This is a genomic window from Pseudomonas sp. YuFO20, assembly GCF_035064975.1.
Lineage (GTDB): Bacteria > Pseudomonadota > Gammaproteobacteria > Pseudomonadales > Pseudomonadaceae > Aquipseudomonas > Aquipseudomonas putida_AE.
The window spans coordinates 94,707-119,551 of record NZ_JAXDEO010000005.1; the positions used below are offsets into that span (position 1 = coordinate 94,707).

Annotated in this window: 24 protein-coding genes; 12 read left to right on the forward strand and 12 right to left on the reverse strand. The window is 60.4% G+C overall.

What is annotated here, in order from left to right:
- Positions 1-137 precede the first annotated feature (137 nt).
- Positions 138-1,592 carry a tRNA uracil 4-sulfurtransferase ThiI gene (thiI, locus tag SOP85_RS04410; protein WP_274075162.1) on the reverse strand — a complete coding sequence of 485 codons (1,455 nt, stop codon included), beginning with the start codon at positions 1,590-1,592 and terminating at the stop codon, positions 138-140.
- 328 nt (positions 1,593-1,920) lie between these two features.
- Here thiI and glnA point away from each other — a divergent pair, with 328 nt between their 5' ends.
- The 4 genes from glnA (at position 1,921) to ntrC (ending at position 6,819) form a co-directional block, all read left to right on the forward strand.
- Complete coding sequence (glnA, locus tag SOP85_RS04415; RefSeq protein ID WP_274075161.1) at positions 1,921-3,327, forward strand: glutamate--ammonia ligase; 1,407 nt, start codon at positions 1,921-1,923, stop codon at positions 3,325-3,327.
- 221 nt (positions 3,328-3,548) lie between these two features.
- On the forward strand, positions 3,549-4,058 hold the full coding sequence (locus SOP85_RS04420; RefSeq protein ID WP_323626194.1) for a DUF4124 domain-containing protein: 510 nt from the start codon (positions 3,549-3,551) through the stop codon (positions 4,056-4,058).
- Positions 4,059-4,300: 242 nt separating this feature from the next.
- Complete coding sequence (gene glnL, locus SOP85_RS04425) at positions 4,301-5,386, forward strand: nitrogen regulation protein NR(II) (protein ID WP_274075159.1); 1,086 nt, start codon at positions 4,301-4,303, stop codon at positions 5,384-5,386.
- Positions 5,383-6,819 carry a nitrogen regulation protein NR(I) gene (ntrC, locus tag SOP85_RS04430; protein WP_274075158.1) on the forward strand — a complete coding sequence of 479 codons (1,437 nt, stop codon included), beginning with the start codon at positions 5,383-5,385 and terminating at the stop codon, positions 6,817-6,819. Before glnL ends, ntrC begins: the two co-directional genes overlap by 4 nt.
- A 538-nt stretch (positions 6,820-7,357) precedes the next feature.
- On the opposite strand, the gene SOP85_RS04435 is transcribed toward ntrC, so the two are convergent.
- Positions 7,358-7,798 (reverse strand): hypothetical protein, encoded by a 441-nt coding sequence (locus tag SOP85_RS04435; RefSeq protein ID WP_323626195.1) that lies wholly within the window; start codon positions 7,796-7,798, stop codon positions 7,358-7,360.
- Between SOP85_RS04435 and trmL the strand changes: the two genes are divergently transcribed.
- On the forward strand, positions 7,797-8,252 hold the full coding sequence (trmL, locus tag SOP85_RS04440; RefSeq protein WP_323626196.1) for a tRNA (uridine(34)/cytosine(34)/5-carboxymethylaminomethyluridine(34)-2'-O)-methyltransferase TrmL: 456 nt from the start codon (positions 7,797-7,799) through the stop codon (positions 8,250-8,252). The genes SOP85_RS04435 and trmL overlap by 2 nt on opposite strands.
- 131 nt (positions 8,253-8,383) lie before the next feature.
- On the opposite strand, the gene secB is transcribed toward trmL, so the two are convergent.
- Genes secB through SOP85_RS04455 form a run of 3 tightly spaced genes read right to left on the reverse strand, consistent with a single transcriptional unit; the run spans position 8,384 to position 9,582 of the window.
- Positions 8,384-8,869: a protein-export chaperone SecB gene (gene secB / locus SOP85_RS04445; protein ID WP_274075155.1), complete on the reverse strand. Its 486-nt coding sequence runs from the start codon at positions 8,867-8,869 to the stop codon at positions 8,384-8,386.
- Positions 8,870-8,912: 43 nt separating this feature from the next.
- Positions 8,913-9,167: a glutaredoxin 3 gene (gene grxC / locus SOP85_RS04450; protein ID WP_008058538.1), complete on the reverse strand. Its 255-nt coding sequence runs from the start codon at positions 9,165-9,167 to the stop codon at positions 8,913-8,915.
- A 1-nt stretch (position 9,168) separates the two neighbouring features.
- Positions 9,169-9,582 carry a rhodanese-like domain-containing protein gene (locus tag SOP85_RS04455; protein WP_274075154.1) on the reverse strand — a complete coding sequence of 138 codons (414 nt, stop codon included), beginning with the start codon at positions 9,580-9,582 and terminating at the stop codon, positions 9,169-9,171.
- 153 nt (positions 9,583-9,735) lie between these two features.
- Between SOP85_RS04455 and gpmI the strand changes: the two genes are divergently transcribed.
- The 4 genes from gpmI (at position 9,736) to SOP85_RS04475 (ending at position 14,915) form a co-directional block, all read left to right on the forward strand.
- Positions 9,736-11,265 (forward strand): 2,3-bisphosphoglycerate-independent phosphoglycerate mutase, encoded by a 1,530-nt coding sequence (gene gpmI, locus SOP85_RS04460; RefSeq protein ID WP_323626197.1) that lies wholly within the window; start codon positions 9,736-9,738, stop codon positions 11,263-11,265.
- Positions 11,266-11,496: 231 nt separating this feature from the next.
- The gene (locus SOP85_RS04465) at positions 11,497-12,792 is read left to right on the forward strand and encodes a murein hydrolase activator EnvC family protein (protein ID WP_323606511.1); all 1,296 of its coding nucleotides are present in this window, start codon (positions 11,497-11,499) and stop codon (positions 12,790-12,792) included.
- 34 nt (positions 12,793-12,826) lie between these two features.
- Complete coding sequence (locus SOP85_RS04470; RefSeq protein WP_274075151.1) at positions 12,827-14,146, forward strand: S41 family peptidase; 1,320 nt, start codon at positions 12,827-12,829, stop codon at positions 14,144-14,146.
- Position 14,147: 1 nt separating this feature from the next.
- On the forward strand, positions 14,148-14,915 hold the full coding sequence (locus SOP85_RS04475) for a divergent polysaccharide deacetylase family protein (RefSeq protein WP_274075150.1): 768 nt from the start codon (positions 14,148-14,150) through the stop codon (positions 14,913-14,915).
- Between the two features lie 51 nt (positions 14,916-14,966).
- Here the strand turns inward: SOP85_RS04475 and SOP85_RS04480 are convergent, their stop codons facing one another.
- The 7 genes from SOP85_RS04480 to SOP85_RS04510 form a co-directional block, all read right to left on the reverse strand.
- Positions 14,967-15,722: a substrate-binding periplasmic protein gene (locus tag SOP85_RS04480; RefSeq protein ID WP_274075149.1), complete on the reverse strand. Its 756-nt coding sequence runs from the start codon at positions 15,720-15,722 to the stop codon at positions 14,967-14,969.
- A gap of 78 nt (positions 15,723-15,800) precedes the next feature.
- Entirely contained in the window at positions 15,801-16,571 is a 771-nt protein-coding gene (gene hisF / locus SOP85_RS04485; protein ID WP_007897430.1) for an imidazole glycerol phosphate synthase subunit HisF, read from the reverse strand.
- Positions 16,572-16,580: 9 nt separating this feature from the next.
- Entirely contained in the window at positions 16,581-17,318 is a 738-nt protein-coding gene (gene hisA, locus SOP85_RS04490; RefSeq protein ID WP_027617356.1) for a 1-(5-phosphoribosyl)-5-[(5-phosphoribosylamino)methylideneamino]imidazole-4-carboxamide isomerase, read from the reverse strand.
- Between the two features lie 42 nt (positions 17,319-17,360).
- A complete protein-coding gene (locus SOP85_RS04495) occupies positions 17,361-17,618 on the reverse strand; it encodes a DUF2164 domain-containing protein (protein ID WP_095077943.1) in 258 nt (85 codons plus the stop codon).
- Positions 17,619-18,257: an imidazole glycerol phosphate synthase subunit HisH gene (hisH, locus tag SOP85_RS04500; RefSeq protein ID WP_077186145.1), complete on the reverse strand. Its 639-nt coding sequence runs from the start codon at positions 18,255-18,257 to the stop codon at positions 17,619-17,621.
- Positions 18,257-18,850: an imidazoleglycerol-phosphate dehydratase HisB gene (gene hisB, locus SOP85_RS04505; RefSeq protein WP_007939452.1), complete on the reverse strand. Its 594-nt coding sequence runs from the start codon at positions 18,848-18,850 to the stop codon at positions 18,257-18,259. The genes hisH and hisB overlap by 1 nt, the downstream gene beginning before the upstream one ends.
- A 269-nt stretch (positions 18,851-19,119) precedes the next feature.
- Positions 19,120-20,784 (reverse strand): OFA family MFS transporter, encoded by a 1,665-nt coding sequence (locus SOP85_RS04510; protein WP_323626200.1) that lies wholly within the window; start codon positions 20,782-20,784, stop codon positions 19,120-19,122.
- A gap of 401 nt (positions 20,785-21,185) precedes the next feature.
- Here SOP85_RS04510 and SOP85_RS04515 point away from each other — a divergent pair, with 401 nt between their 5' ends.
- From SOP85_RS04515 to SOP85_RS04525, 3 genes are read left to right on the forward strand one after another with little or no spacing between them, the layout of a single operon-like run.
- A complete protein-coding gene (locus SOP85_RS04515; RefSeq protein WP_323606515.1) occupies positions 21,186-23,411 on the forward strand; it encodes an AsmA family protein in 2,226 nt (741 codons plus the stop codon).
- A complete protein-coding gene (gene mutY, locus SOP85_RS04520) occupies positions 23,408-24,475 on the forward strand; it encodes an A/G-specific adenine glycosylase (protein ID WP_323626202.1) in 1,068 nt (355 codons plus the stop codon). Before SOP85_RS04515 ends, mutY begins: the two co-directional genes overlap by 4 nt.
- Positions 24,472-24,744, forward strand: coding sequence for an oxidative damage protection protein (locus SOP85_RS04525; protein ID WP_008024947.1), 273 nt, complete (start codon positions 24,472-24,474; stop codon positions 24,742-24,744). The genes mutY and SOP85_RS04525 overlap by 4 nt, the downstream gene beginning before the upstream one ends.
- Positions 24,745-24,845 lie beyond the last annotated feature (101 nt).

A 24,845-nucleotide genomic window follows, 5' to 3' on the forward strand; every position in this document is an offset into this window, starting at 1 on the left:
GTGTATCTCGATCAGAGGATTCGGTGCGCTGACAAGTCTTGGCAGCGATTTACAGTAGAGTCAGGCCTTGCCGTTACAGCTTGACGGCGGCGTCGGGGGGCCGGTGACGCAAGCCACAGGCAAACAGCCCCGGGCACTTAGCTCGGTCGATAAACGCGCACATTGGCATGCCCCTCACTGAGCAAATGGTGGGCATGCAGGCGACTCATCACGCCTTTGTCGCAATAAAGCAGGTACTGGCGAGTAGGGTCCAGTTCCTTGAAACGAGCGTTCAGTGCATAAAACGGCATCGTTTGTACCTCGATGCCAGCGAGGTCCAGCGGGTCGTCTTCAGCGGCATCCGGGTGACGGATATCGATGACGATCTGACCGGCCAGCGCTTCGCTGACTTCTTCAATTTGCAGATCCTGGCCCAATTCGTCGATCACGCGATCGATCGGTACCAGTTTGGCGTTCTCGAGTGCACGCTCGAGGACTGCCATGTCGAACTCTTTCTCTTCGTGCTCCACGCGATAGCGTTTGGCAGCGGTCTTGGGGTTCACCGAGATGACCCCGCAGTACTCCGGCATGTGCCTGGCGAAGTCGGCAGTGCCGATTTCGTTGGCCAGGTCGATGATGTCCTGCTTGTGACTGGCGATCAGCGGACGCAAGACCAGCTTGTCGGTTACGCAGTCGATCACGGACAGGTTCGGCAGCGTCTGGCTCGATACCTGGGAGATCGCCTCACCGGTGACCAGTGCCTCGATGTGCAGTCGGTCGGCAATCTGCGAGGAAGCGCGCAACATCATACGCTTCAATACTACGCCCATATGACTGTTATCGACTTTTCCGAGAATTTCTCCCAGCACTTCCTCGAACGGCACACTGACAAATAACACGCGTTGCGAGCTGCCGTACTTCTTCCAGATGAAATGCGCGACTTCCATGACGCCCAATTCGTGGGCACGTCCACCCAGGTTGAAGAAGCAGAAATGCGCCATCAGGCCGCGGCGCATGATCTGGTAGGCCGCGACGGTGGAGTCGAAACCACCGGACATCAGCACCAGCGTCTGCTCCAGCGCACCCAGCGGATAACCGCCGATGCCGTTGTGCTGGCTGTGGATCACGAACAACCGTTGGTCGCGAACTTCGATACGAACTTCGATTTCAGGCTTTTTCAGGTCGATTCCGGCGGCACCGCACTGGCGGCGTAACTGGCTGCCGACATATTTCTCGATATCGATCGAGCTGAATGGATGCTTGCCGGCGCGCTTGCAACGTACCGAAAAAATCTTGCCAGCCAGTGCATCGCCGTAGTGCTGCTTGCACTTCTCGACGATGTCATCGAAGTCACCCAGCGGGTACTCGTCGATCTGCAGGAAATGCGCGATGCCCGGCATGCAGCTCAGGCGCTCGCCCATCTCCTTCAGGGCCTTGGGCTCGCTGACGCGGGTTTCCAGCTCGAGATTGTCCCACACACCGTTCACCACCACAGCCGGGTCCAGGTCACGGAGCACGGCACGGATGTTCTTGGCCAACTGACGGATGAAACGCATCCGTACCGGGCGGCTCTTGATGGTGATCTCGGGAAAGACTTTTACGATTAATTTCATGGAAACAGCGCGCGCAGGGCCTGCCGAAAAAGGGGGGCGCGGATTATAGCGGAAATTGCTCAAGGTTTAACCAGTTAATGTGCAGAAGGTTTTTAGCGCACCAAAACAGGTCATTTATTGAAATGAACGCCACATTGTAGGGCGCATTATTCCGCTTTAATGTGCTTTTCCGCCTGACAGGCGTGAATTTGGGGCAAAAAACCCATGGTGGGGCACTGGCATGCAATTTGCTCCCTTGTGAGGCAGGTTGCCTTGGCAGAGTATTCGCGCCGGCATCACCAACTATTAAGGGCATCCACTACCAGCCCTAAGCCACCCGGAGGACACTATGTCGAAGTCGGTTCAACTCATTAAAGATCATGACGTCAAGTGGATTGATCTGCGCTTCACGGACACCAAAGGCACTCAGCACCACGTGACCATGCCGGCTCGCGACGCGCTGGATGATGACTTCTTCGAAGTCGGCAAGATGTTCGACGGTTCGTCCATCGCTGGCTGGAAAGGCATCGAAGCCTCCGACATGATCCTTATGCCAGACGACTCCACCGCTGTCCTGGACCCGTTCACCGAAGAGCCGACCCTGATCCTGGTCTGCGACATCATCGAGCCTTCGAGCATGCAAGGCTACGACCGCGACCCACGCGCGATCGCCAAGCGCGCCGAAGAGCACCTGAAATCCACCGGTATCGGTGACACCGTATTCGCCGGTCCAGAGCCAGAGTTCTTCATCTTTGACCAGGTGAAGTTCAAGTCCGACATTTCCGGCTCCATGTTCAAGATCTACTCCGAACAAGGTTCCTGGATGTCCGACCAGGACATCGAAGGCGGCAACAAGGGCCACCGTCCAGGCGTCAAAGGCGGCTACTTCCCGGTTCCACCGTTCGACCACGACCACGAAATCCGTACCTCCATGTGCAACGCACTGGAAGAAATGGGCCTGACCGTCGAAGTTCACCACCACGAAGTGGCAACTGCCGGCCAGAACGAAATCGGCGTCAAATTCAACACCCTGGTGAAGAAAGCCGACGAAACCCAAACCCTGAAGTACGTCGTGCACAACGTTGCCGACGCCTACGGTCGCACCGCTACCTTCATGCCTAAGCCGCTGTACGGCGACAACGGCTCGGGCATGCACGTGCACATGTCCATCTGGAAAGAAGGCAAGAACACTTTCGCTGGCGAAGGTTATGCCGGCCTGTCCGATACCGCCCTGTACTTCATTGGCGGCATCATCAAACACGGTAAGGCCCTGAACGGCTTCACCAACCCGGCTACCAACTCCTACAAGCGTCTGGTTCCAGGCTTCGAAGCACCGGTAATGCTGGCCTACTCGGCTCGCAACCGTTCCGCTTCGATCCGTATTCCTTACGTGTCGAGCCCGAAAGCCCGCCGTATCGAAGCTCGCTTCCCGGATCCGGCTGCCAACCCGTACCTGTGCTTCGCCGCACTGCTGATGGCCGGCCTGGACGGCATCCAGAACAAGATCCACCCTGGCGATGCAGCTGACAAAAACCTGTATGACCTGCCGCCTGAAGAGGCGAAAGAGATCCCACAAGTTTGCGGCAGCCTGAAAGAAGCCCTGGAAGAGCTGGACAAAGGTCGTGCGTTCCTGACCAAAGGCGGCGTTTTCAGCGACGACTTCATCGACGCTTACATCGCCCTGAAAAGCGAAGAAGAAATCAAGGTACGTACCTTCGTACACCCACTGGAATACGAGCTGTACTACAGCTGCTGATCCGGTAGCGCTGCGACACGCGGCGTGACAAAAAAGAGGCCTCCTTCGGGAGGCCTTTTTTATGAGTCAAAAGATCGCAGCCTGCGGCAGCTCCTACAGGGTGCACGCCATTCCCATAGTAGGAGCTGCCGAAGGCTGCGATCTTTTGATCTTGATTCACTTGGGACAACCACCCCCCTGACCTATGCTGCACTCCAACGCTTTCGCTTCCGGTCGATTTCATGCCTCGTGGCTTTCTCCTCATCCTGCTGCTGATCGCCCTGCCCGCCACAGCGCAGATCTACAAGTACACCGACGCCCAGGGCAACACGGCGTATAGCAATCAACCACCCGATGGCGTCAACGCGCAGCCGGTCGAACTGCCACCGCTCAATCGTGCTCAGCCCCAGCCCACGCAAGCACCTCCCACCCCCACCCAGTCGCAAGATCAGCCCAGGATCGCCTACAACGTACTGGAACTCACGGGCCTGCCCACCACCGAAGCCCTGCGCGCCAACAACGGCACCTTCACCATCAACGTGCTGATCGAACCGCGCCTGCAAGGCCCGCATCTACTGCAGCTGTTGCTGGATGACCAGCCTTATGGCCAACCCAGCAACGTACCGAGCCTGCAACTGGTGAACATCGACCGTGGCCTGCACAGCCTCGCCGTGCAGGTTGTCAGCGGCGAAACCATCGTGCAGCAAAGCCCTACCGTCACCTTCACCGTGCAGCGGGTGCACAAGCGCTGAAGGACTTCTTACCTTGTCCCGGCTTGCGCACTATATTGGTGCGAATGGTTGCACCCCGCGCACATTGCAGCCCATTTTGGTTCGAAATTACCCGCTGAAGCTGGCAGAACGCCACGCAATCGAGCGTTAAACACCCGTTTCAGGGGTTAAACGCTTCTTTTCGGAGCCTTGGTTTGGTTTTTGCATTTTCCTCGTATCAGCGCTTTATTCATGCGCGCGCCCTGCTCCAAAAGAGGTCCTGAATGACCATCAGTGACGCACTGCATCGCTTGCTTCTCGACAACCTGACCACCGCCACCATTCTGCTCAACGCCGAACTGCGCCTTGAGTACATGAACCCCGCGGCGGAAATGCTCCTGGCCATCAGCGGCCAGCGCAGCCATGGGCAGTTCATCAGCGAGCTGTTCACCGAATCCACCGAGGCGCTCAATTCATTGCGCCAGGCGGTGCAGCAGGCGCATCCGTTCACCAAGCGCGAAGCCATGCTCACCGCCCTCACCGGCCAGACCCTGACGGTCGATTACGCGGTAACGCCGATCCTGAGCAATGGCGATACCCTGCTCCTGCTCGAAGTCCATCCCCGCGACCGCTTGCTGCGCATCACCAAGGAAGAGGCCCAGCTGTCGAAGCAGGAAACCAGCAAGATGCTGGTGCGCGGCCTGGCCCATGAAATCAAGAATCCGCTGGGTGGTATCCGCGGCGCGGCGCAGCTGCTGGCCCGCGAGCTGCCGGAAGAAAGCCTGCGCGACTACACCAATGTCATCATTGAAGAGGCCGATCGCCTACGCAACCTGGTCGATCGCATGCTCGGCTCGAACAAATTGCCATCGCTGGCCATGTGCAACATTCACGAAGTGCTGGAGCGCGTCTGCCATCTGGTCGAGGCCGAAAGCCAGGGCTGCATCACGCTGGTGCGCGACTACGACCCGAGCATTCCTGACGTCCTGATCGATCGTGAACAGATGATCCAGGCCGTGCTGAATATCGTGCGCAATGCGATGCAGGCCATCAGCAGCCAGAACGAGTTGCGCCTGGGCCGCATCACCCTGCGCACCCGGGCCATGCGCCAGTTCACCATTGGTCATGTGCGCCACCGCCTGGTGACCAAGATCGAAATCATCGACAACGGTCCGGGCATTCCTGCGGATCTTCAGGAAACCATCTTCTTCCCCATGGTCAGCGGCCGTCCGGACGGTACCGGGCTGGGCCTGGCCATTACCCAGAACATCATCAGCCAGCACCAGGGCTTGATCGAATGTGACAGCCACCCCGGCCACACCACGTTCTCGATCTTTCTGCCACTGGAACAAGGAGCCACATCGACATGAGCCGTAGTGAAACCGTGTGGATCGTCGATGACGACCGTTCTATCCGTTGGGTCCTGGAAAAAGCCTTGCAGCAGGAAGGCATGACCACGCAAAGCTTCGACAGCGCCGATGGCGTGATGAGCCGCCTGGCGCGCCAGCAGCCGGACGTGATCATCTCCGACATCCGCATGCCCGGTGCCAGCGGCCTGGACCTCCTGGCGCGGATTCGCGAGCAACACCCACGGCTGCCAGTGATCATCATGACCGCGCACTCCGATCTGGACAGCGCTGTCGCGTCCTATCAGGGCGGCGCATTCGAATACCTGCCCAAGCCGTTCGATGTCGACGAGGCGGTCTCGCTGGTCAAGCGCGCCAACCAGCACGCCCAGGAACAGCAAGGACTGGAAGTCCCGGTCGCATTGACCCGCACCCCGGAAATCATCGGCGAAGCGCCGGCGATGCAGGAAGTGTTTCGCGCCATCGGGCGCCTGAGCCATTCCAACATCACCGTGCTGATCAACGGCGAATCGGGTACCGGTAAAGAACTGGTGGCCCACGCCCTGCACCGCCACAGCCCACGCGCGGCTTCGCCGTTCATTGCACTGAACATGGCGGCGATCCCAAAAGACCTGATGGAATCCGAGCTGTTCGGCCATGAGAAAGGCGCCTTCACTGGCGCGGCCAACCTGCGTCGCGGGCGTTTCGAGCAGGCCGATGGCGGTACGCTGTTTCTTGATGAAATCGGCGACATGCCGGCCGACACCCAGACCCGTTTGCTGCGCGTACTGGCCGACGGCGAGTTCTACCGTGTCGGGGGTCACGTCCCGGTCAAAGTCGATGTGCGGATCATCGCCGCGACGCACCAGAACCTGGAAACCCTGGTGCATGCCGGGAAATTCCGTGAAGACCTGTTCCACCGCCTCAACGTGATCCGCATCCACATACCGCGCCTGTCGGACCGTCGCGAAGACATCCCGACTCTGGCCAAGCATTTCCTCAGCCGCGCCGCGCAGGAACTGGCCGTCGAGCCGAAACTGCTGAAGAGCGAAACCGAGGAATACCTGAAGAACCTGCCATGGCCGGGCAACGTGCGCCAGCTGGAGAACACCTGCCGCTGGATCACCGTGATGGCTTCGGGTCGCGAAGTGCACATCGGCGACCTGCCACCGGAGCTGCTGAGCCTTCCGCAGGATTCGGCGCCGGTGACCAACTGGGAACAGGCGCTGCGCCAATGGGCCGACCAGGCCCTGGCTCGCGGTCAGTCCAGCCTGCTGGACAGTGCGGTGCCGACCTTCGAGCGGATCATGATCGAAACCGCCCTCAAGCACACCGCCGGCCGCCGCCGGGATGCCGCCGTGCTGCTGGGCTGGGGGCGCAACACCCTGACTCGCAAGATCAAGGAGCTGGGGATGAAGGTTGATGGTGGGGATGATGATGAGGGGGATGAGGGTTAAGCAGGGCCGATGGTTTACACCGAACAATGTGGGAGCGGGCTTGCTCGCGAAGGGGCCATCAGATTCAACATCAATGTGGACTGACACACCGCTTTCGCGAGCAAGCCCGCTCCCACATTCAGATCCGCGCGCACCGACTGAATGCACAGTGACCCGCAATCGCGCACGGCAACTGATCTGAAATCACGCCTGCGTTCGCAATCGAACCCCTATCGAAAAAACACGAAAGCCCCGGATTGCGGGGCTTTCGACGCTTGCGGGCAACTTTCTGTTTCAACTTGTTAAAAGCTGGCACGCCCCCTGCAATAGTCTCATCAGTGATTCAGATCACTACCCAGTTTCGGGGACCTTGGTACAGGCAGGCCGGGGATTCCCCTCTTTACACCGGGCTCACACCGCACAAGCGACGAGCCCCCCAGTTTTGGGGTCCTTGGTACAGGCAGGCCGGGGATTCCCTCTTTACACCGGGTTCAGGCGCGATGCGCGAACCCTCCCGTTTTGGGGACCTTGGTACAGGCAGGCCGGGGATTCCCCTCTTTTATTGCTCACGGAGATGGATCTCCAGCCGCCAGCGGTCATCGACCTCGCTACCGGTCCACTCCCCCTGCAGGGGCCGGGCCGCCACCAGCGTCAGCAACAATCCCCCATCACTTTTACGCACGCGCCAGTTCACGTCCTTGTCATGGAGCTTGAGCTGGCCTTTCTGCGCGGTGCCATCGGCCTCGAACAGCAAAGCAACGCTACCATCGACTATTTCGCCGTGGGTCTTGGGTTCGTTGTTGAACCACACCACCAGCCCGTCACCGGTGACCTCGACCTGCTGCAATTGACTGGGATCGGGAGTGGTCAGGCGACCGATCATCAGCCCCACCATGACCCCGACGATTGCCAGTGAAGCCATCACACGCGGGAATAGTTTCGAACGAGGGTCGGCTTGCGGCGTAGAATGCCGCTCATCTTTACCTTCGGAGCCGTGCATGTTTCACGTCATCCTTTTCCAACCAGAAATTCCGCCGAACACCGGCAACGTTATCAGGCTGTGCGCCAACAGTGGCTGCCACCTGCATTTGATCGAACCGCTGGGCTTCGAGATGGACGACAAGCGCCTGCGCCGGGCCGGCCTCGATTACCACGAGTATGCCACCCTGCAACGCCACGCGGACTTGGCCAGCTGCCTGGAAAGCCTCGGTCATCCGCGGGTGTTTGCCTTCACCACCAAGGGCTCGCGACCGTTCCACGACGCCAGCTTCGAACCGGGCGATGCGTTCCTGTTCGGCCCGGAAAGCCGTGGTTTACCCGCCGAGGTGCTGGATGCCCTGCCCGCAGAACAACGCTTGCGTCTGCCGATGCGTGAAGGCTGCCGCAGCCTGAACCTGTCCAACACTGTCGCGGTGGCCGTGTACGAGGCCTGGCGCCAGAACGATTTCAAATAACACCCCGAAACAAATGTGGGAGCGGGCTTGCTCGCGAAGGGGCCGTCAGATTCAACATCAATGTCGACTGATAGACCGCTTTCGCGAGCAAGCCCGCTCCCACATTGGACTTGCTTCGACCTCAGGAACGCTTATTGGACGGTCGGCGTCTCGCCCGCTGCCTGCATGCGTTGCAGTTCTTGCGCGTACAGCGCGTCGAAGTTCACCGGAGCCAGCATCAGGGCCGGGAACGAACCACGGGTCACCAGGCTGTCCAGCGCTTCGCGAGCGTACGGGAACAGGATGTTCGGGCAGAATGCACCCAGGGTGTGGCTCATCGAAGCGTCGTCCAGGTTCTTGATCAGGAAGATACCGGCCTGTTGCACTTCGGCGATGAATGCCACTTCGTCACCGTTCTTCACGGTGACCGACAGGGTCAGCACGACCTCGTGGAAGTCGCCTTCCAGAGCCTTTTGACGGGTATTGAGATCCAGACCGACACTCGGCTCCCACTGCTGGCGGAAGATCGCCGGGCTTTTCGGGGCTTCGAAGGACAAGTCACGTACGTAGATGCGCTGCAAGGAGAATTGCGGTGCGGTTTCTTCTTCGCTGGCTGCAGTGTTCTGTTGGTCAGTCATCTCAGATCCTTTCTGATCTTGGGCTTTTATAGGGTATGGAATTTCAGGCCTTGAGCAGCGCGTCGAGCTTGCCGGCGCGCTCCAGGGCAAACAAATCATCACAACCGCCAACGTGGGTGCTGCCGATCCAGATCTGCGGCACGGACGTGCGTCCGGCTTTCTGAGCCATCGCGGCGCGCACCTGCGGCTTGCCATCGACCTTGATCTCTTCGAAGGCCACGCCTTTGTTCTCGAGCAGGTACTTGGCTCGGGAGCAATAAGGGCAGTAATCGCTGGAATAGACGACGACGTTGCTCATATCACTTCACCAGCGGCAGATTGTCGGCTTTCCAGCTGGACACACCACCGGACAGCTTGGCGGCGGTGAAACCTGCCTTCACCAGCTCGCGGGCGTGGGTACCGGCCGTCTGGCCCATGGCGTCGACCAGGATGATGGTCTTGGCCTTGTGTTTTTCCAGCTCGCCGACGCGTGCAGCCAGTTTGTCGTGAGGAATGCTCAGCGCGCCTACAATATGACCGGCGGCGAAGTCCTTGGTCGGACGAATGTCGATCACCACGCCCGCATCCTTGTTGACAAGGCCAGTCAGTTCGCCAGTGCTCAGGCTACGGCCGCCGCCCTGCATCTGATAGGCGATCAGCAACGCCAGCAGTACGACGAAGATACCGACGAGGATGTAGTGGTTAGTGGCAAATTCAATCAGGTGAGCAACCATCGAAGGAGGTTCCAGGGCGTTAAAATGTCGGCCAGTATACACAGCCACTATGGTGGGCCAAACCCCGTCCGGCGGTGACGTGGCCGGAACTTCGCTTTAAACTGCCACTCCCTTTTCCATCGCCCTCTTTTAATTCAGCCACGAGCGGACTCCATGACTACCACGCCTAAACCTTTGGTCCTGATTATTCTCGACGGCTTCGGTCACAGTGAGAGCCCTGAATCCAACGCCATCTTTGCGGCGAAGAAGCCGGTACTGGATCGTTTGTGGGCCACCGTGCCCAACGGCCTGATTTCCGGCAGCGGCATGGACGTTGGCCTGCCGGACGGCCAGATGGGCAACTCCGAAGTTGGCCACATGAACCTCGGCGCCGGCCGCGTGGTGTACCAGGACTTCACCCGCGTGACCAAATCGATCCGCGACGGCGAGTTCTTCGAGAACCCGACCATCTGCGCCGCCGTGGACAAAGCCGTCGCCGCCGGTAAAGCCGTGCACTTCATGGGCCTGCTGTCCGATGGCGGCGTGCACAGCCACCAGGATCACCTGGTCGCCATGGCCGAACTGGCCGCCAAGCGCGGCGCTGAAAAAATCTACCTGCACGCCTTCCTCGACGGCCGCGATACCCCGCCGAAAAGCGCGCAATCGTCGATCGAACTGCTGGACGCCACCTTCCAGGCCCTGGGCAAAGGCCGCATCGCCAGCCTCATCGGCCGTTATTTCGCCATGGATCGCGACAACCGCTGGGACCGTGTATCCCAGGCCTACAACCTGATCGTCGACGGCAATGGCGAATTCAACGCCGCCACCGCCCAGGAAGGCCTGCAGGCCGCGTACGCGCGTGGCGAGAGCGACGAGTTCGTCAAAGCCACCTCCATCGGTGAGCCGGTGAAGGTCGAAGACGGCGACGCCGTGGTGTTCATGAACTTCCGCGCCGACCGCGCCCGAGAACTGACCCGCGTGTTCGTCGAAGACGATTTCAAGGAATTCGAGCGTGCCCGTCAGCCAAAACTGGCCGGCTTCGTCATGCTGACCCAGTACGCCGCCAGCATTCCTGCACCTTCGGCCTTCGCTGCCGGCAGCCTGGAAAACGTGCTGGGCGACTACCTGGCGAAAAACGGCAAGACCCAGCTGCGCATCGCCGAAACCGAAAAATACGCCCACGTGACCTTCTTCTTCTCCGGCGGTCGTGAAGAACCTTTCCCGGGCGAAGAGCGCATCCTGATCCCGTCGCCGAAAGTCGCCACCTACGACCTGCAGCCGGAGATGAGCGCACCGGAAGTCACCGACCGCATCGTCGACGCCATCGAAAACCAGCGTTACGACGTGATCGTGGTCAACTACGCCAACGGCGACATGGTTGGCCACAGCGGCGTGTTCGAAGCGGCGGTCAAGGCGGTCGAGTGCCTGGACCTTTGCGTCGGCCGCATCGTCGAAGCGCTGGATAAAGTCGGCGGCGAAGCCCTGATCACCGCCGACCATGGCAACGTCGAGCAAATGTCCGACGAGGCCACCGGCCAGGCCCATACCGCGCACACCACCGAGCCGGTGCCCTTCATCTATGTCGGAAAGCGCGACCTGAAAGTCCGCGAAGGCGGCGTGCTGGCGGACGTGGCACCGACCATGCTGAAACTGCTGGGCCTGGAACAACCGGCGGAAATGACCGGGACTTCGATTCTGGTCTGACCAGGATTTCCCGAACACCATAAAACCCTGTGGGAGCGGGCTTGCTCGCGAATGCGCAGTATCAGTCGACATCGTCGTCGCCTGACCCATCGCATTCGCGAGCAAGCCCGCTCCCACATTGGTTTTAGGGTGTTTTTGGGTCCAGTCATCACACAGTCAGAAATGGGCATTTTTTTTGCTGCGCTTGGCGGGCATACTAGGACGTCCCTTTCCCTGGTGTCGCCCGCCTCTATGCTCCGCGTCCTGATAGCCCTTGCCCTGACTTGCCTGCTCCAACCGGCCTTCGCCGACGAGCGCGCGCAAACCCAGCAACAGTTGGACGCCACGCGTCAGGACATTGCCGAGCTGAAAAAACTGCTGGGCAAGCTGCAGCAAGAAAAGTCCGGCGTGCAAAAAGACCTCAAGGGCACCGAAACCGAGATGGGCAAGCTCGAAAAGCAGGTCGAAGCCCTGCAAAAAGAGCTGCAGAAAAGCGAATCCGAGTTGCAGCGACTCGATGCGGAGAAAAAAAAACTCCAGAGCGCGCGCACTGAACAGCAGCGACTGATCGCCATCCAGGCCCGCGCGGCTTATCAGAACGGCCGCCAGGAGTACTTGAAACTGCTGCTCAACCAGCAGAACCCCGAGAAGTTCGCCCGCACGCTCACTTATTACGACTACCTGAGCCAGGCCCGCCTGGAGCAGCTGAAGAATTTCAACGAAACCCTGCGCCAGCTGGCCAATGTCGAAAAAGACATCGGTCTGCAGCAAGCGCAATTGCTGGTGCAGCAGAGCAGCCTCGAAACCCAGCGTGGCGAACTCGAGAAGGTTCGCCAGGAGCGCCAGCAAGTCCTGGCCAAGCTCAACGAAGACGTGAAAGCTCGCGACCAGAAACTGGCAGCCCGTGAGCAGGATCAGGCAGACCTGTCTAAAGTCCTTAAAACCATTGAAGAAACCCTGGCCCGCCAGGCTCGTGAGGCAGAAGAGGCGCGACAGAAAGCGCTGATTGCCCAGCAGGAAGCCGAAAAAAAGCGTTTACGTGAGGCCCAGGCGCAGGCAGATGCCAGCGATGACGCCCCACGCAAACCCGTTAAATCAACACCCGGCGCATTGGTTTCAAGCTCAGGCGAAACTTTTGGCGGTGCATTTGCGTCTACCCGCGGCAAACTTCCGTGGCCGGTTGATGGTCGACTGTTGGCACGCTTCGGTGAAAGCCGTGGCGACGATACCCGGACCAAGTGGGACGGCGTGATGATCGGCGCTTCTGCCGGCAGCACCGTGCACGCGGTGCATGGCGGTCGCGTGGTGTTCGCCGACTGGTTGCGCGGTGCCGGGCTGCTGGTGATTCTCGACCACGGTAACGGTTTTTTGAGTCTTTATGGTCACAACCAGACACTGCTCAAGTCTGCGGGTGACGTGGTAAAAGCCGGTGAATCCATCTCCACTGTCGGTAACAGTGGCGGGCAGGACACACCAGCGTTGTATTTTGCGATTCGTCAGCAGGGTCACCCGAGTGATCCGGCGCAATGGTGCCGCGCGCAAGGATAGGCGCTGAGTCACCTACATTAGGAGTTCGTTCGACATGCTGTATTTGTCCCGCCTTACCTCGCTGGCCCTGACGATCGCCCTGGTGATCGGCGCGCCTCTGGCGTTCGCCGCTCAGCCGGCCCCGGCAGTCGCGCCCGCGGGCACTGCCGCGACCACCAAGGCGCCATTGCCGCTGGAAGAGTTGCGCACCTTTGCCGAGGTCATGGATCGGATCAAGGCCGCGTATGTCGAACCGGTAGACGACAAGACCCTGCTGGAAAACGCTATCAAGGGCATGCTCAGCAACCTTGATCCGCACTCCGCCTACCTGGGCCCTGAAGACTTCGCTGAACTGCAGGAAAGCACCAGCGGCGAGTTTGGCGGCCTGGGCATCGAAGTCGGCGCCGAGGACGGCTTCATCAAGGTGGTGTCGCCGATCGATGACACGCCGGCCTCCAAGGCTGGCATCCAGGCGGGCGACTTCATCGTCAAGATCAACGGCCAGCCCACTCGCGGCCAGACCATGACCGAAGCCGTGGACAAGATGCGCGGCAAGATCGGCCAGAAAATCACCCTGACCCTGGTCCGCGACGGCGGCACCCCGTTCGATGTGACCCTGGCCCGCGCCATCATTCAGGTGAAGAGCGTGAAGAGCCAATTGCTCGAGTCGGGCTATGGCTACATCCGCATCACCCAGTTCCAGGTCAAGACCGGCGAAGAAGTGTCCAAGGCCCTGGCCAAGCTGCGCAAAGACAACGGCAAGAAACTCAACGGCATCATCCTCGACCTGCGCAACAACCCGGGCGGCGTGCTGCAAGCGGCGGTGGAAGTGGTCGACCACTTCATCACCAAGGGCCTGATCGTCTACACCAAGGGCCGCATCGCCAACTCCGAACTGCGCTTCTCCGCCACCGGCAAGGACGAAAGCGAAGCCGTGCCGATGGTCACGCTGATCAACGGCGGCAGCGCCTCGGCCTCGGAAATCGTCGCCGGCGCCCTGCAGGACCAGAAACGTGCGGTGGTCATGGGTACGCCGAGTTTCGGCAAAGGCTCGGTGCAAACCGTGCTGCCTCTGAACAACGAGCGCGCCCTGAAGATCACCACGGCGCTGTACTACACGCCCAACGGTCGCTCGATCCAGGCCCAGGGCATCATCCCGGACATCGAAGTGCGCAGGGCCAAGATCACCAACGAGCAAGACGGCGACTACTTCAAGGAAGCCGATCTGCAGGGTCACCTGGGCAATGGCAACGGCGGCGCCGACAAGCCGAGCAGTTCCGGCGGCAAGGCCAAGCCGATGCCGCAGGACGACGATTACCAACTGGCCCAGGCCCTGAGCCTGCTCAAAGGGCTGAGCATCACGTCCGGCCGCTGAGATGCTATTGCGGTTAGCCTTGGGGCTGTTGTGTTGCCTGGCGAGTGTTGCTCACGCAGCGCCCGCCCCGCAAAAGGCCTATATCACGCTGATCATCGATGACCTGGGGCAGAGCCTGCCCCGGGATCGCCAGGTGCTGGCCCTGCCGGGGCCTGTAACCGCGGCGATCATGCCTGACACTCCCCACGCCACCGAATTCGCCCGCGAAGCCCATCGCGCCGGCAAGATCGTCATCCTGCACATGCCCATGGACCCGGCCACCGGGCCGTTCGCCTGGCGTCCTGACTTGCCCATCGACGAGCTTGAGAAACGCCTGAACGCCGCCCTTGAGGTGGTGCCCTACACCGCCGGCATCAATAACCATATGGGCAGCCGCATGACCGCCCAACGACCGGCCATGGCCTGGTTGATGGCTGACTTGCAGCGTCGACACAAGCTATTCCTGGATAGCCGCACCAGCGCACAGACGGTGGCCGCCGCCGAGGCGCAGAAGATTGGATTGGCGAGCGTTTCGCGTGATGTGTTCCTGGATGATGAGCGCACTGAAGCGGCAATTTTCACCCAGTTGCAGACAGCGATCAGCCTGGCTCACAAGCAGGGATCAGCGGTGATGATCGGGCATCCGTATCCGCAGACCCTGGCGGTGCTGGAGCGCGAGTTGCCGAAGCTGAAAGCTCAAGGGATCGAGTGGATTGATATCAAGCAGATGATCAGCGTGCGCGGTAATCGCGCGACGGCTGCGCATGGAAAGGATGGGGTTTACCGCTGAAAAGATCGCAGCCTGCCGCAGCTACAACAGGCGGCGATCTTTTGATCTACCTTACAGATACTGCGCCATGATCTCGTCCACCTTGCCTTCCTTGCGCATCTGATCCAGCGCCGCCTGCAGTTTGGCCACCGTATCGTCCGGCACGTCCTTGTTCAACGCCAGATAGAGCTCGGCGCTGTTGAAGCGCAGCACTGTCTTTAGCCCGCTCACGCCTTCCAGACGCGCCAGGTAGCGTCCGGCCGGATCACCGGTGGCCCACAGGTCGATCTGGCCGTTGACCAGTTTCTTCGCGTTGTCCTGGTCGCGCAGCACCACCACCGGTTTCAAGCCTTGCTTGGCCAGCGTCATGGCAATGGCGTCGCCCTTGTACGCGCCAATCCTGTACTTGCGCGCGTCTTCCAGCGTTTCGAGGGAGATTTTGCTGTCGGCCTTGGCCAGCATGATCCAGTCATCCGGACCGATCGGCCCGACCCACTTGAAGAGCCGCTCGCGGTCCGGCAAACGCGCCATCACGAATGCACCGTAGCCGGGATTTTCCAGTGCCAGCTTGTAGACCCGCTCCCACGGAAAACGCAGGGTCAGGCTATAGCTGATATCGGCGCGCTTGAAAATCTCACGGACGATGTCCACGGCGATGCCATTGATGTTCTCGTCCTGAGCGAAGTTTTTGCCGTTCCTGGCCATGTTGTAGGGCGGGAAGTTTTCCGTCAGCAACACCAGCTCTGTGGCGGAGCTGTCTGCCGCGCGCGCACTACCTAGGAGCAACAAGGAAGCGCTGGCGAGGACAAGAAGAATGGTTTTAAACATGTCTGGCTACCGAAATCCATGGCGTGCCCAAGAGTGCCCTGAGCCCGCCATGATGTCCACTGGCCTGCAGCGGTTTGTTCAGCGCATCACAATCCCGCGGTGGGCCATGTATGCCTTGGCTTCCTGAACGGTGTATTCACCGAAGTGGAAAATGCTCGCTGCCAATACTGCGCTGGCGTGGCCTTCGAGAATGCCGTCGGCCAGGTGCTGCAGGTTGCCGACGCCACCGGAAGCGATCACCGGAATGCCCAACGCATCGCTGATGGCGCGGGTGACGCCCAGATCGAAGCCATTTTTCATACCGTCCTGGTCCATGCTGGTCAGCAGGATCTCACCGGCCCCCAGGCCTTCCATCTTCTTCGCCCACTCAACGGCGTCGAGGCCGGTTGGCTTGCGACCGCCATGGGTGAAGATTTCCCAGCGCGGGGTTTCGCCAGGTCCCGAGACCTTCTTCGCATCGATCGCGACCACGATGCATTGCGAACCAAAATGCTGCGCCGCTTCGCCGACGAATTCCGGGTTGAAAACGGCTGCGGTGTTGATCGAGACCTTGTCCGCACCGGCATTGAGCAGGTTGCGAATGTCCTGCACGGTGCGCACGCCACCGCCCACGGTCAGCGGAATGAACACCTGGCTGGCCATGCGCTCGACGGTATGCAGCGTGGTGTCTCGACCGTCAACGCTGGCGGTGATGTCGAGAAAGGTAATCTCGTCGGCACCCTGCTCGTCATAGCGACGGGCGATTTCCACCGGGTCACCGGCATCGCGGATGTTCTCGAACTTCACACCTTTGACGACCCGGCCGTTGTCCACGTCCAGGCAAGGGATGATGCGTTTGGCCAGCGCCATGGTCAGTCCTCAGCCTTTGTACGAATCGCAGAAAGCTTGCGCTTCAGCGACGTCGAGGGTGCCTTCGTAGATCGCGCGGCCGGTGATCGCGCCGATGATGCCTGGCGCCTTGGCGTCGAGCAGGGTCTTGATGTCACCCAGGTTGTGGATGCCGCCGGAAGCGATCACCGGAATCTTCGTGGCAGCGGCCAGCGCGGCGGTGAACGGCACGTTGCAACCCTGCATCATGCCGTCTTTGGCGATGTCGGTATAAACGATCGAGGACACGCCGTCGGCTTCGAACTGCTTGGCCAGATCGATCACCTGGATGGTGCTGATTTCGGCCCAGCCGTCAGTGGCGACGAAACCGTCCTTGGCATCCAGACCCACGATGATTTTGCCCGGGAACGCACGGCAGGCTTCGGCAACGAAGGCCGGATCCTTCACGGCTTTGGTGCCGATGATCACGTAGCTCACGCCCGCTTTTACGTAGTGCTCGATGGTTTCCAGGGAGCGGATACCGCCGCCGATCTGGATCGGCAGGTTCGGGTAGCGCTTGGCAATCGCCGTGACCACTTCGCCGTTGACCGGCTGGCCTTCGAACGCGCCGTTCAGGTCGACCAGATGCAGACGACGGCAACCGCCCTCCACCCACTTGGCAGCCATGCTCACCGGGTCATCGGAGAACACCGTGGAATCTTCCATGCGGCCCTGGCGCAGACGAACACAGGCACCGTCTTTGAGATCGATAGCGGGAATAATCAGCATCTGGCAAACCTTCAAATTCGAATGTTCAGCTTGGCTCGGAAATCAGTTTTTCTCGAGCGCCCACAGGTCGCTTTCGATGCTTTCGAACCTCTCTTTGAGGTGCGTCTGCACATCGAAAATCGCCCTGTTGTAATAGTGCGGAGCAATTTCACGGGTAAACAGCTCAAGAATCTCGGCCGCCTCGAACGAACCGAGGTCGAGCTCGAAGCGATCTTCCATGAAACGCTTGATCTTGCGATTGGCCTCGCTCTCCTGCTCGGGAGTGAGGGTCAGGATCGGCGGCTTCTTCTTGACGGCCATTTACCAGCGACCGTCCCACGCGGCGAAGTTCTGCAGCAACTGCAGGCCATGGGTATGGCTTTTCTCCGGGTGGAACTGCACGGCGAATCGCGAGCCTTCGGCCAGCGCTGCGGCAAAATCGACCCCGTAGTGACCGCCACCCACCACCTGCCGGGCATTGCCGGCGGCGATGTAGTAGCTGTGCACGAAGTAGAAACGCGCCAGGTCCGGAATGTCATGCCACAGCGGATGACTGACCTTCTGCTTCACTTCGTTCCAGCCCATGTGCGGGACTTTCAGGTGCTCGCCATCCTCGACCAGATCCTTGCCGAAGAACTTCACCTGGCCCGGGAACAGGCCGATGCAGTCGACGCCGTCGTTCTCTTCACTGCGCTCGAGCAAGGCTTGCATGCCCACGCAGATGCCGAGGAACGGACGGTCCTGGCTGACTTCACGCACCAGCGAATCGAAACCCAGGCGACGGATCTCCGCCATGCAGTCGCGAATCGCGCCAACGCCGGGGAAAACCACCCGGTCGGCTTCGCGAATCACGTTGGCATCGCTGGTGATCAGGACCTTGCCGGCACCGACGTGCTCGAGGGCCTTGGCCACCGAGTGCAGGTTGCCCATGCCGTAATCGATAACCGCGACTGTCTGCATTACAGGACGCCCTTGGTCGAAGGCATTTGCCCGGCCATGCGGTCATCGAGCTCCACAGCCATGCGCAGCGCGCGGCCGAAAGCCTTGAACACGGTTTCGATCTGGTGGTGGGTGTTGTGGCCACGCAGGTTGTCGATGTGCAGGGTGACGTTGGCGTGGTTGACGAAGCCCTGGAAGAATTCCTGGAACAGGTCAACGTCGAAGCCGCCGACGGTGGCACGGGTGTACGGAACATGCATCTGCAGGCCTGGGCGGCCGGAGAAGTCGATCACCACGCGCGACAGCGCTTCATCGAGCGGCACGTAGGCGTGGCCGTAGCGACGGATGCCTTTCTTGTCGCCGATGGCTTTGGTGAATGCCTGGCCCAGGGTGATACCGACGTCTTCCACGGTGTGGTGGTCATCGATATGCAGGTCGCCTTTGCTGACGATATCCAGGTCGATCAGCCCGTGACGGGCGATCTGGTCCAGCATGTGCTCAAGAAAAGGGACACCGATATCAAATCGGGCCTTTCCGGTGCCATCCAGGTTGATCGAGGCTTTGATCTGGGTTTCCAGAGTGTCGCGCTCGACTGACGCCATACGTTCGGCCATCACCAGCTCCGCAAAATCATTGGGCGAAAAAGGCAACCATTATAGGGGCGCGGGCGCGAAACAGAAACACGGGAGGTGATATCGCTGACGGAGTGAATCCACTACGGCCAATGGTGTACATGTCAGTACAAGCAGTCGAAACGCAGTATTTGCGTCCAGTGGGGATCAAATGTGGGAGCGGGCTTGCTCGCGAAAGCGGATTTTCAGACACATGAATGTTGACTGACACACCGCTTTCGCGAGCAAGCCCGCTCCCACATGGTTGGGTGTTAGTGGAAGAGTACCGCCGTCTTCTGCAGCGTCACCCAAACACCCCACGCCAACGGAATGCCCACCACCAACCACGCGGCAAGCGCCAGAGGCTTGGTACCCGCCGTCGCTTTCCACTCCAGCGACGTGCTGCTGTCAGCCCCTTTGTCGTGACCCAGCGCCTGTTCGGCAGCCAGTTCGGCGTCGGTCATGAAGTACTTGTCGGCCACCGGACGAACCAGCAGGTTACACAGGAAGCCCAACACCAGCAGGCCCGCGAGGATGTACAGGGTGATGTCGTAAGCCGCGGCCCGTTCAACGCCGATGCTCAGCTGATACTCACGCAGGTAGTTCACCAGCACCGGACCCAGCACGCCGGCAGCAGCCCAGGCCGTCAGCAGACGACCATGGATCGCGCCGACCATTTGCGTACCGAACAGGTCCGCGAGGTACGCCGGGACAGTCGCGAAACCACCGCCGTACATCGACAGGATGATGCAGAACGCCGCCACGAACAGCGCAACGTTGCCCAGATGACCGAGGTTCGGGATCAATGCATACAGCCCGAAGCCCAGGGCAAAGAACACGAAATAGGTGTTTTTACGGCCCAGGTAATCCGAGAACGATGCCCAGAAGAACCGGCCACCGATGTTGAACAGGCTCAGCAAACCGGTGAAACCGGCGGCGATCGCCGCAATCGAGGCCAGTTGCGAGACATCCAGCTGGCCAAATGCCAGGCCGTTGCCCAGCAACTTGCCGGCGAACACCTCCTGCAACAGTGGCGAAGCCATGCCGAGGATGCCGATACCCGCCGATACGTTCAGGCACAGCACCAGCCATACCAGGCGGAATTGTGGCGTTTTCCACGCCACATTCACATGCACATGACGGTGGGTGATCATCGCGTTCGAGGCTTTTTTCGCAGGTGCCGTCCAGCCTTCAGGTTTCCAGCCGGTAGGCGGTACACGATAGGACAGCGCACCGCCGATCATGAACACGAAATAGATCGCGGCCATGACCAGGAAGCTCTGCCACACGCCGACACTGGTCGGTGAAGCGAAATGGCTCATCAACGCCGCCGCCAGGGGGGCACCGACCATCGCGCCCCCGCCGAAGCCCATGATCGCCATGCCGGTCGCCATGCCGCGTTTGTCCGGGAACCACTTGATCAGGGTCGACACCGGCGAGATGTAACCCAGGCCCAGGCCGATACCGCCAATGACCCCCGAGCCGATCCACATCAGCCAGATCTGGTGGGTATAGACCCCCAGCGCGGAAATCAGCAGACCGCCGCACCAGCACAGCGCCGAGACAACACCCGCCTTGCGTGGCCCGGCGTGTTCCAGCCAGCCACCCCAGATGGCTGCCGAGCAGCCCAGGAAGATGAAGAACAGGGTGTAGATCCAGCCGAGCATCGAAATCGGCCAGTCGCATTGCGAAGAAAAGACCTGGGCGATGAAGCCCATGTCCGGTGCACAAGCCACTGGCGCGGTGATGCCCAGCGCCTTGGACAGCGGCAACCAGAACACCGAGAAGCCATAGGCCATGCCGATGCACAGGTGGATGGCCAGCGCGGCCGGTGGCACCAGCCACCGGTTGAAACCGGGCCTGGCGATGATGCGTTCCTTGGACAGGAACGCGGGCTGGCCGACTTGAAGGCCGTCCGCCGTGATGCTCGTGGTCATTGTGTATCCCCCAATTATTATTCAGGTTCGCCAGCCACTCTTCTCCCTCAGCCTCAATGCACGCAGACATGACCGTTTTTCAGGGAAAAGCTGTTTTTTTGTGCGACATCATGCCGCGCAGGGACGGACGAACGGGTGAAGAGTAGCATTTGCCAGCGAGCGAAAAACCAAACTGACATCATGATTTCTATGTTGTCTGTTTTCCTGCCACTGAAGGAACCTCCCTTCCGGGCATTGTCGAACGGCTGAACAACTTCTTCGGTACTCGCCGAATTTGTAGGAAAAAATTACTTTTTGCCTGGATGCTCGACACTCTGTCTCGTGATCTGCCCGGTCGCTTGCGGCGGAGCGCTATACTCCCCGGCTAAATTTCGAATTCGACTAACTACAAGGACTCGCCCATGAAAGCGTTCGGCAAAATCCTGGGTCTGGTACTTCTCGGGCTGTTGCTGATCGTAGTGGCGCTGGGCTTCGCCCTGACCCACCTCTTCGATCCCAACGACTACAAAGACGAGATACGCCAGATAGCCCGCGACAAGGCCCACATCGAGCTGACGCTCAATGGCGATATCGGCTGGAGCCTGTTCCCGTGGCTGGGCCTGGAGCTGCACGATGCGGCGGTCGCCACCCTGGCCAAGCCCGCCGATCCGTTCGCCGACTTGCAGATGCTCGGCCTGTCGGTCCGTGTGCTGCCGTTGCTGCGCCGTGAGGTGCAGATGAGCGACGTGCGCGTTGAAGGCTTGAACCTGCGCCTGAACCGCGACAAGGATGGCCACGGCAACTGGGAAGACATCGGCAAGGTGCCCAAGCCTGCAACCACGGGCACACCTGCCGAGACCACCGGCGAACCTGAATCGCCTACCACCGCCCAGGTGGAAAAACCGGCCCAGCCGATTCGCCTGGACATCGACAGCCTGACCGTCAACAACGCCCGCGTTGAATACAGCGACGAGAAAACCGGCAAGCAATTCAGCGCCGAAAGCATCCAGCTCAGTACCGGCCCGGTGCACGATTCCACCAATATACCGGTCAAGCTCACAGCATTCCTGGGCACCAACCAGCCGGTTCTGCGGGTGCGCACCGAGCTCGCCGGCGAACTGCGTTTCGAGCGTGCGCTACAGCGCTACAAGCTCGAAGACATGAAGCTGTCCGGCGAAGTCGCCGGCGATCCGCTGCAAGGCAAGACCATGACCTTCGCCGCCCAGGGTCAGTTGCTGCTGGACAAGGCCGCCAACGTCGCCGAATGGACCGGGATCAAGGTCTCCGCCAACCAACTCCGAGCGCTGGGTGAGCTGAAGGTCAATGACCTGGACAAGACCCCACAGGTCAGCGGCGGGCTGTCGATTGCCCAGTTCGACCTGGCGAAATTCGTCGACAGCATCGGCCAGAAACTCCCGGCCATGGCCGAAGGCAGCCTGAGCAAGGTCGAAGTGGCCACGCGCCTGGCCGGCACGCCTTCCAGCCTCACGCTGGATGACCTCAACCTGAAAGTCGACGACAGCACCTTCACTGGTCGCATCGCCGTCGAGGACTTTGCCAAGCAATCCCTGCGCGCAACCCTCAAGGCCGACACCTTCAACGTCGACCGTTACCTGCCGCCGAAATCGGCCGAGGCCAACAGCGCCAAGCAAGTGCGCCAGGCCGAAGTCGCGAGCACCGAAGCCGATGCCATGGCCGGGGCCGGCAGCACACCGCTGCCGCAATCCCCGACCAAGGAAGCATGGAGTAACGAACGCCTGTTGCCGGTGGAACGCCTGGCCAAGCTGGATGTAGACGCCGACCTGACCTTCGGCCAGTTGACACTGGAAAAGCTGCCGATCAAAAACGCCGTACTCAAGGCCAACGGCCAGGACGGACTGTTGACCCTGACGAGCCTGCGCGGTGACCTGTACGAGGGCAACTTCGATGCCAAAGGCACCCTCGATGTGCGCCAGCAGGCACCTGTGTTGAACATGCAGACGCAGATCAGCCGGGTGCCCGCGGAAAAAATCCTCGAAAGCCAGGGCAAGGAACCACCGGTCAAGGGCCTGGTAACGCTCAACAGCACCCTCACCGGTAGCGGCAACAGCCAGAAAGCGCTGATCGAGACCCTCAACGGCAACGCCAGTTTCGTCATCAACAACGGCGTGCTGCTCAATGCCAACCTCGAACAGCAGTTGTGCAAAGGCATCGCCACACTCAACCGCAAGTCCCTTAGCGGCGAGCCGCGGGGCAAGGACACACCGTTCCAGGAGCTCAAGGGCAACCTGACCTTCCGTAACGGCGTCGCCAGCAACCCGGACCTGAAAGTGCGCATCCCGGGCATGACCGTCAACGGCGACGGCGACGTCGACCTGCGCGTCCTGGGCATGGATTACCGCGTGGGCATCATCGTCGAAGGCGACAAGAGCGACATGCCGGACCCGGCTTGCCAGGTGAACGAGAAATTTGTCGGCATCCAGTGGCCGCTGCGTTGCCGCGGCCCGCTGGAGCTTGGCGCCAAGGCCTGCCGCCTGGACAACGAACGCATGGGTCAGGTCGCGAGCAAACTGGCGGGCGAGCGCATCGGCGAAAAAATCGACGAGAAACTGGGCGACAAGGTCAGCCCGGAACTCAAGGACGCACTCAAGGGGCTGTTCAAGCGATGAGAGCCGAGCAGTTTTCATCGGCGGTACTGGAATGGTTCGACCGCCACGGCCGTCACGACTTGCCCTGGCAACAGGGCATCACCCCGTATCGGGTGTGGGTCTCGGAAATCATGTTGCAGCAAACCCAGGTCAGCACCGTGCTGAATTACTTCGACCGGTTCATGGCGTCGCTGCCGACGGTCGAGGCCTTGGCCGCGGCGCCCGAGGACGAAGTGCTGCACCTGTGGACGGGTCTTGGTTATTACACCCGCGCGCGCAATCTGCAGAAGACCGCGAAGATCGTCGTCGAGCAGTACGGCGGTGAGTTTCCACGTGATGTTGAAAAACTCACCGACCTGCCCGGCATCGGCCTGTCTACGGCCGGCGCGATCGCCAGCATCAGCATGGGCCTGCGCGCACCCATCCTCGACGGCAACGTCAAGCGCGTGCTGGCACGCTTTACCGCACAAGAGGGCTACCCGGGCGAGCCCAAGGTGGCCAAACAGCTCTGGGCAAACGCTGAGCGCTTTACGCCGCACGATCGGGTCAACGCCTACACCCAGGCGATGATGGACCTGGGCGCCACGCTCTGCACTCGCAGCAAGCCGAGCTGCCTGCTCTGCCCGCTGGAAAAGGGTTGTGAAGCGCACATGCTCGGCCTGGAAACCCGCTACCCGATTCCCAAACCACGCAAAGCCATCCCGCAGAAACGCACGCTGATGCCGATGCTCGCCAATGCCGAAGGTGCGATCCTGCTTTACCGTCGCCCCTCCACGGGCCTGTGGGGCGGTTTATGGAGCTTGCCGGAACTCGATGACCTCGACGACCTGCAACACCTCGCCACGCAGCACTCGCTGGCGCTGGGCAACCAGCAGGCACTGCCGAACCTGGTGCACACCTTCAGCCATTTCCAGTTATCCATCGAACCCTGGCTGGTTCAGGTCCAGGAGGCCGGCCTTCACGTGGCCGAGGCCGACTGGCTCTGGTATAACCTCGCCACCCCGCCGCGCCTGGGCCTTGCCGCCCCGGTCAAGACCTTGCTCGAACGCGCGGCCGTCGTATTGAACGCAGGAGAGTCGTCATGACCCGCACCATCATGTGCCGCAAGTACAAAGAAGAATTGCCCGCCCTGGAGCGTGCTCCATTCCCGGGTGCCAAAGGCCAGGACATTTTTGACCACGTCTCGGCCAAGGCCTGGGCCGACTGGCAAAAACACCAGACCCTGCTGATCAACGAAAAGCGCCTCAACATGATGAACGCCGAAGACCGCAAATATCTTCAGGGCGAGATGGACAAGTACTTCTCCGGCGAGGAATACGCCAAGGCCGAAGGCTACGTTCCGCCTGCGGAGTAAGCCCTTGAAATCGGGGGTCGGATCGTAAGCGACGGTAATAATTAAATATTTTTTGATAACTTGCTTGACGACCCCCTGAAAAACCAGTTTAATGCGCCCCG

Coding starts and splice junctions, on each gene's coding strand:
- SOP85_RS04525 (WP_008024947.1), top strand. CDS start 24,472: ATGACCCGCACCATCATGTGCCGCAAGTACAAAGAAGAATTGCCCGCC.
- hisF (WP_007897430.1), bottom strand. CDS start 16,571: ATGGCGCTGGCCAAACGCATCATCCCTTGCCTGGACGTGGACAACGGC.
- SOP85_RS04455 (WP_274075154.1), bottom strand. CDS start 9,582: ATGGTTGCTCACCTGATTGAATTTGCCACTAACCACTACATCCTCGTC.
- mutY (WP_323626202.1), top strand. CDS start 23,408: ATGAGAGCCGAGCAGTTTTCATCGGCGGTACTGGAATGGTTCGACCGC.
- SOP85_RS04510 (WP_323626200.1), bottom strand. CDS start 20,784: ATGACCACGAGCATCACGGCGGACGGCCTTCAAGTCGGCCAGCCCGCG.
- glnA (WP_274075161.1), top strand. CDS start 1,921: ATGTCGAAGTCGGTTCAACTCATTAAAGATCATGACGTCAAGTGGATT.
- glnL (WP_274075159.1), top strand. CDS start 4,301: ATGACCATCAGTGACGCACTGCATCGCTTGCTTCTCGACAACCTGACC.
- grxC (WP_008058538.1), bottom strand. CDS start 9,167: ATGAGCAACGTCGTCGTCTATTCCAGCGATTACTGCCCTTATTGCTCC.
- thiI (WP_274075162.1), bottom strand. CDS start 1,592: ATGAAATTAATCGTAAAAGTCTTTCCCGAGATCACCATCAAGAGCCGC.
- SOP85_RS04495 (WP_095077943.1), bottom strand. CDS start 17,618: ATGGCCGTCAAGAAGAAGCCGCCGATCCTGACCCTCACTCCCGAGCAG.
- SOP85_RS04470 (WP_274075151.1), top strand. CDS start 12,827: ATGCTGTATTTGTCCCGCCTTACCTCGCTGGCCCTGACGATCGCCCTG.
- gpmI (WP_323626197.1), top strand. CDS start 9,736: ATGACTACCACGCCTAAACCTTTGGTCCTGATTATTCTCGACGGCTTC.
- SOP85_RS04515 (WP_323606515.1), top strand. CDS start 21,186: ATGAAAGCGTTCGGCAAAATCCTGGGTCTGGTACTTCTCGGGCTGTTG.
- SOP85_RS04480 (WP_274075149.1), bottom strand. CDS start 15,722: ATGTTTAAAACCATTCTTCTTGTCCTCGCCAGCGCTTCCTTGTTGCTC.
- SOP85_RS04465 (WP_323606511.1), top strand. CDS start 11,497: ATGCTCCGCGTCCTGATAGCCCTTGCCCTGACTTGCCTGCTCCAACCG.
- hisB (WP_007939452.1), bottom strand. CDS start 18,850: ATGGCCGAACGTATGGCGTCAGTCGAGCGCGACACTCTGGAAACCCAG.
- SOP85_RS04475 (WP_274075150.1), top strand. CDS start 14,148: ATGCTATTGCGGTTAGCCTTGGGGCTGTTGTGTTGCCTGGCGAGTGTT.
- trmL (WP_323626196.1), top strand. CDS start 7,797: ATGTTTCACGTCATCCTTTTCCAACCAGAAATTCCGCCGAACACCGGC.
- hisA (WP_027617356.1), bottom strand. CDS start 17,318: ATGCTGATTATTCCCGCTATCGATCTCAAAGACGGTGCCTGTGTTCGT.
- SOP85_RS04420 (WP_323626194.1), top strand. CDS start 3,549: ATGCCTCGTGGCTTTCTCCTCATCCTGCTGCTGATCGCCCTGCCCGCC.
- secB (WP_274075155.1), bottom strand. CDS start 8,869: ATGACTGACCAACAGAACACTGCAGCCAGCGAAGAAGAAACCGCACCG.
- hisH (WP_077186145.1), bottom strand. CDS start 18,257: ATGCAGACAGTCGCGGTTATCGATTACGGCATGGGCAACCTGCACTCG.
- SOP85_RS04435 (WP_323626195.1), bottom strand. CDS start 7,798: ATGCACGGCTCCGAAGGTAAAGATGAGCGGCATTCTACGCCGCAAGCC.
- ntrC (WP_274075158.1), top strand. CDS start 5,383: ATGAGCCGTAGTGAAACCGTGTGGATCGTCGATGACGACCGTTCTATC.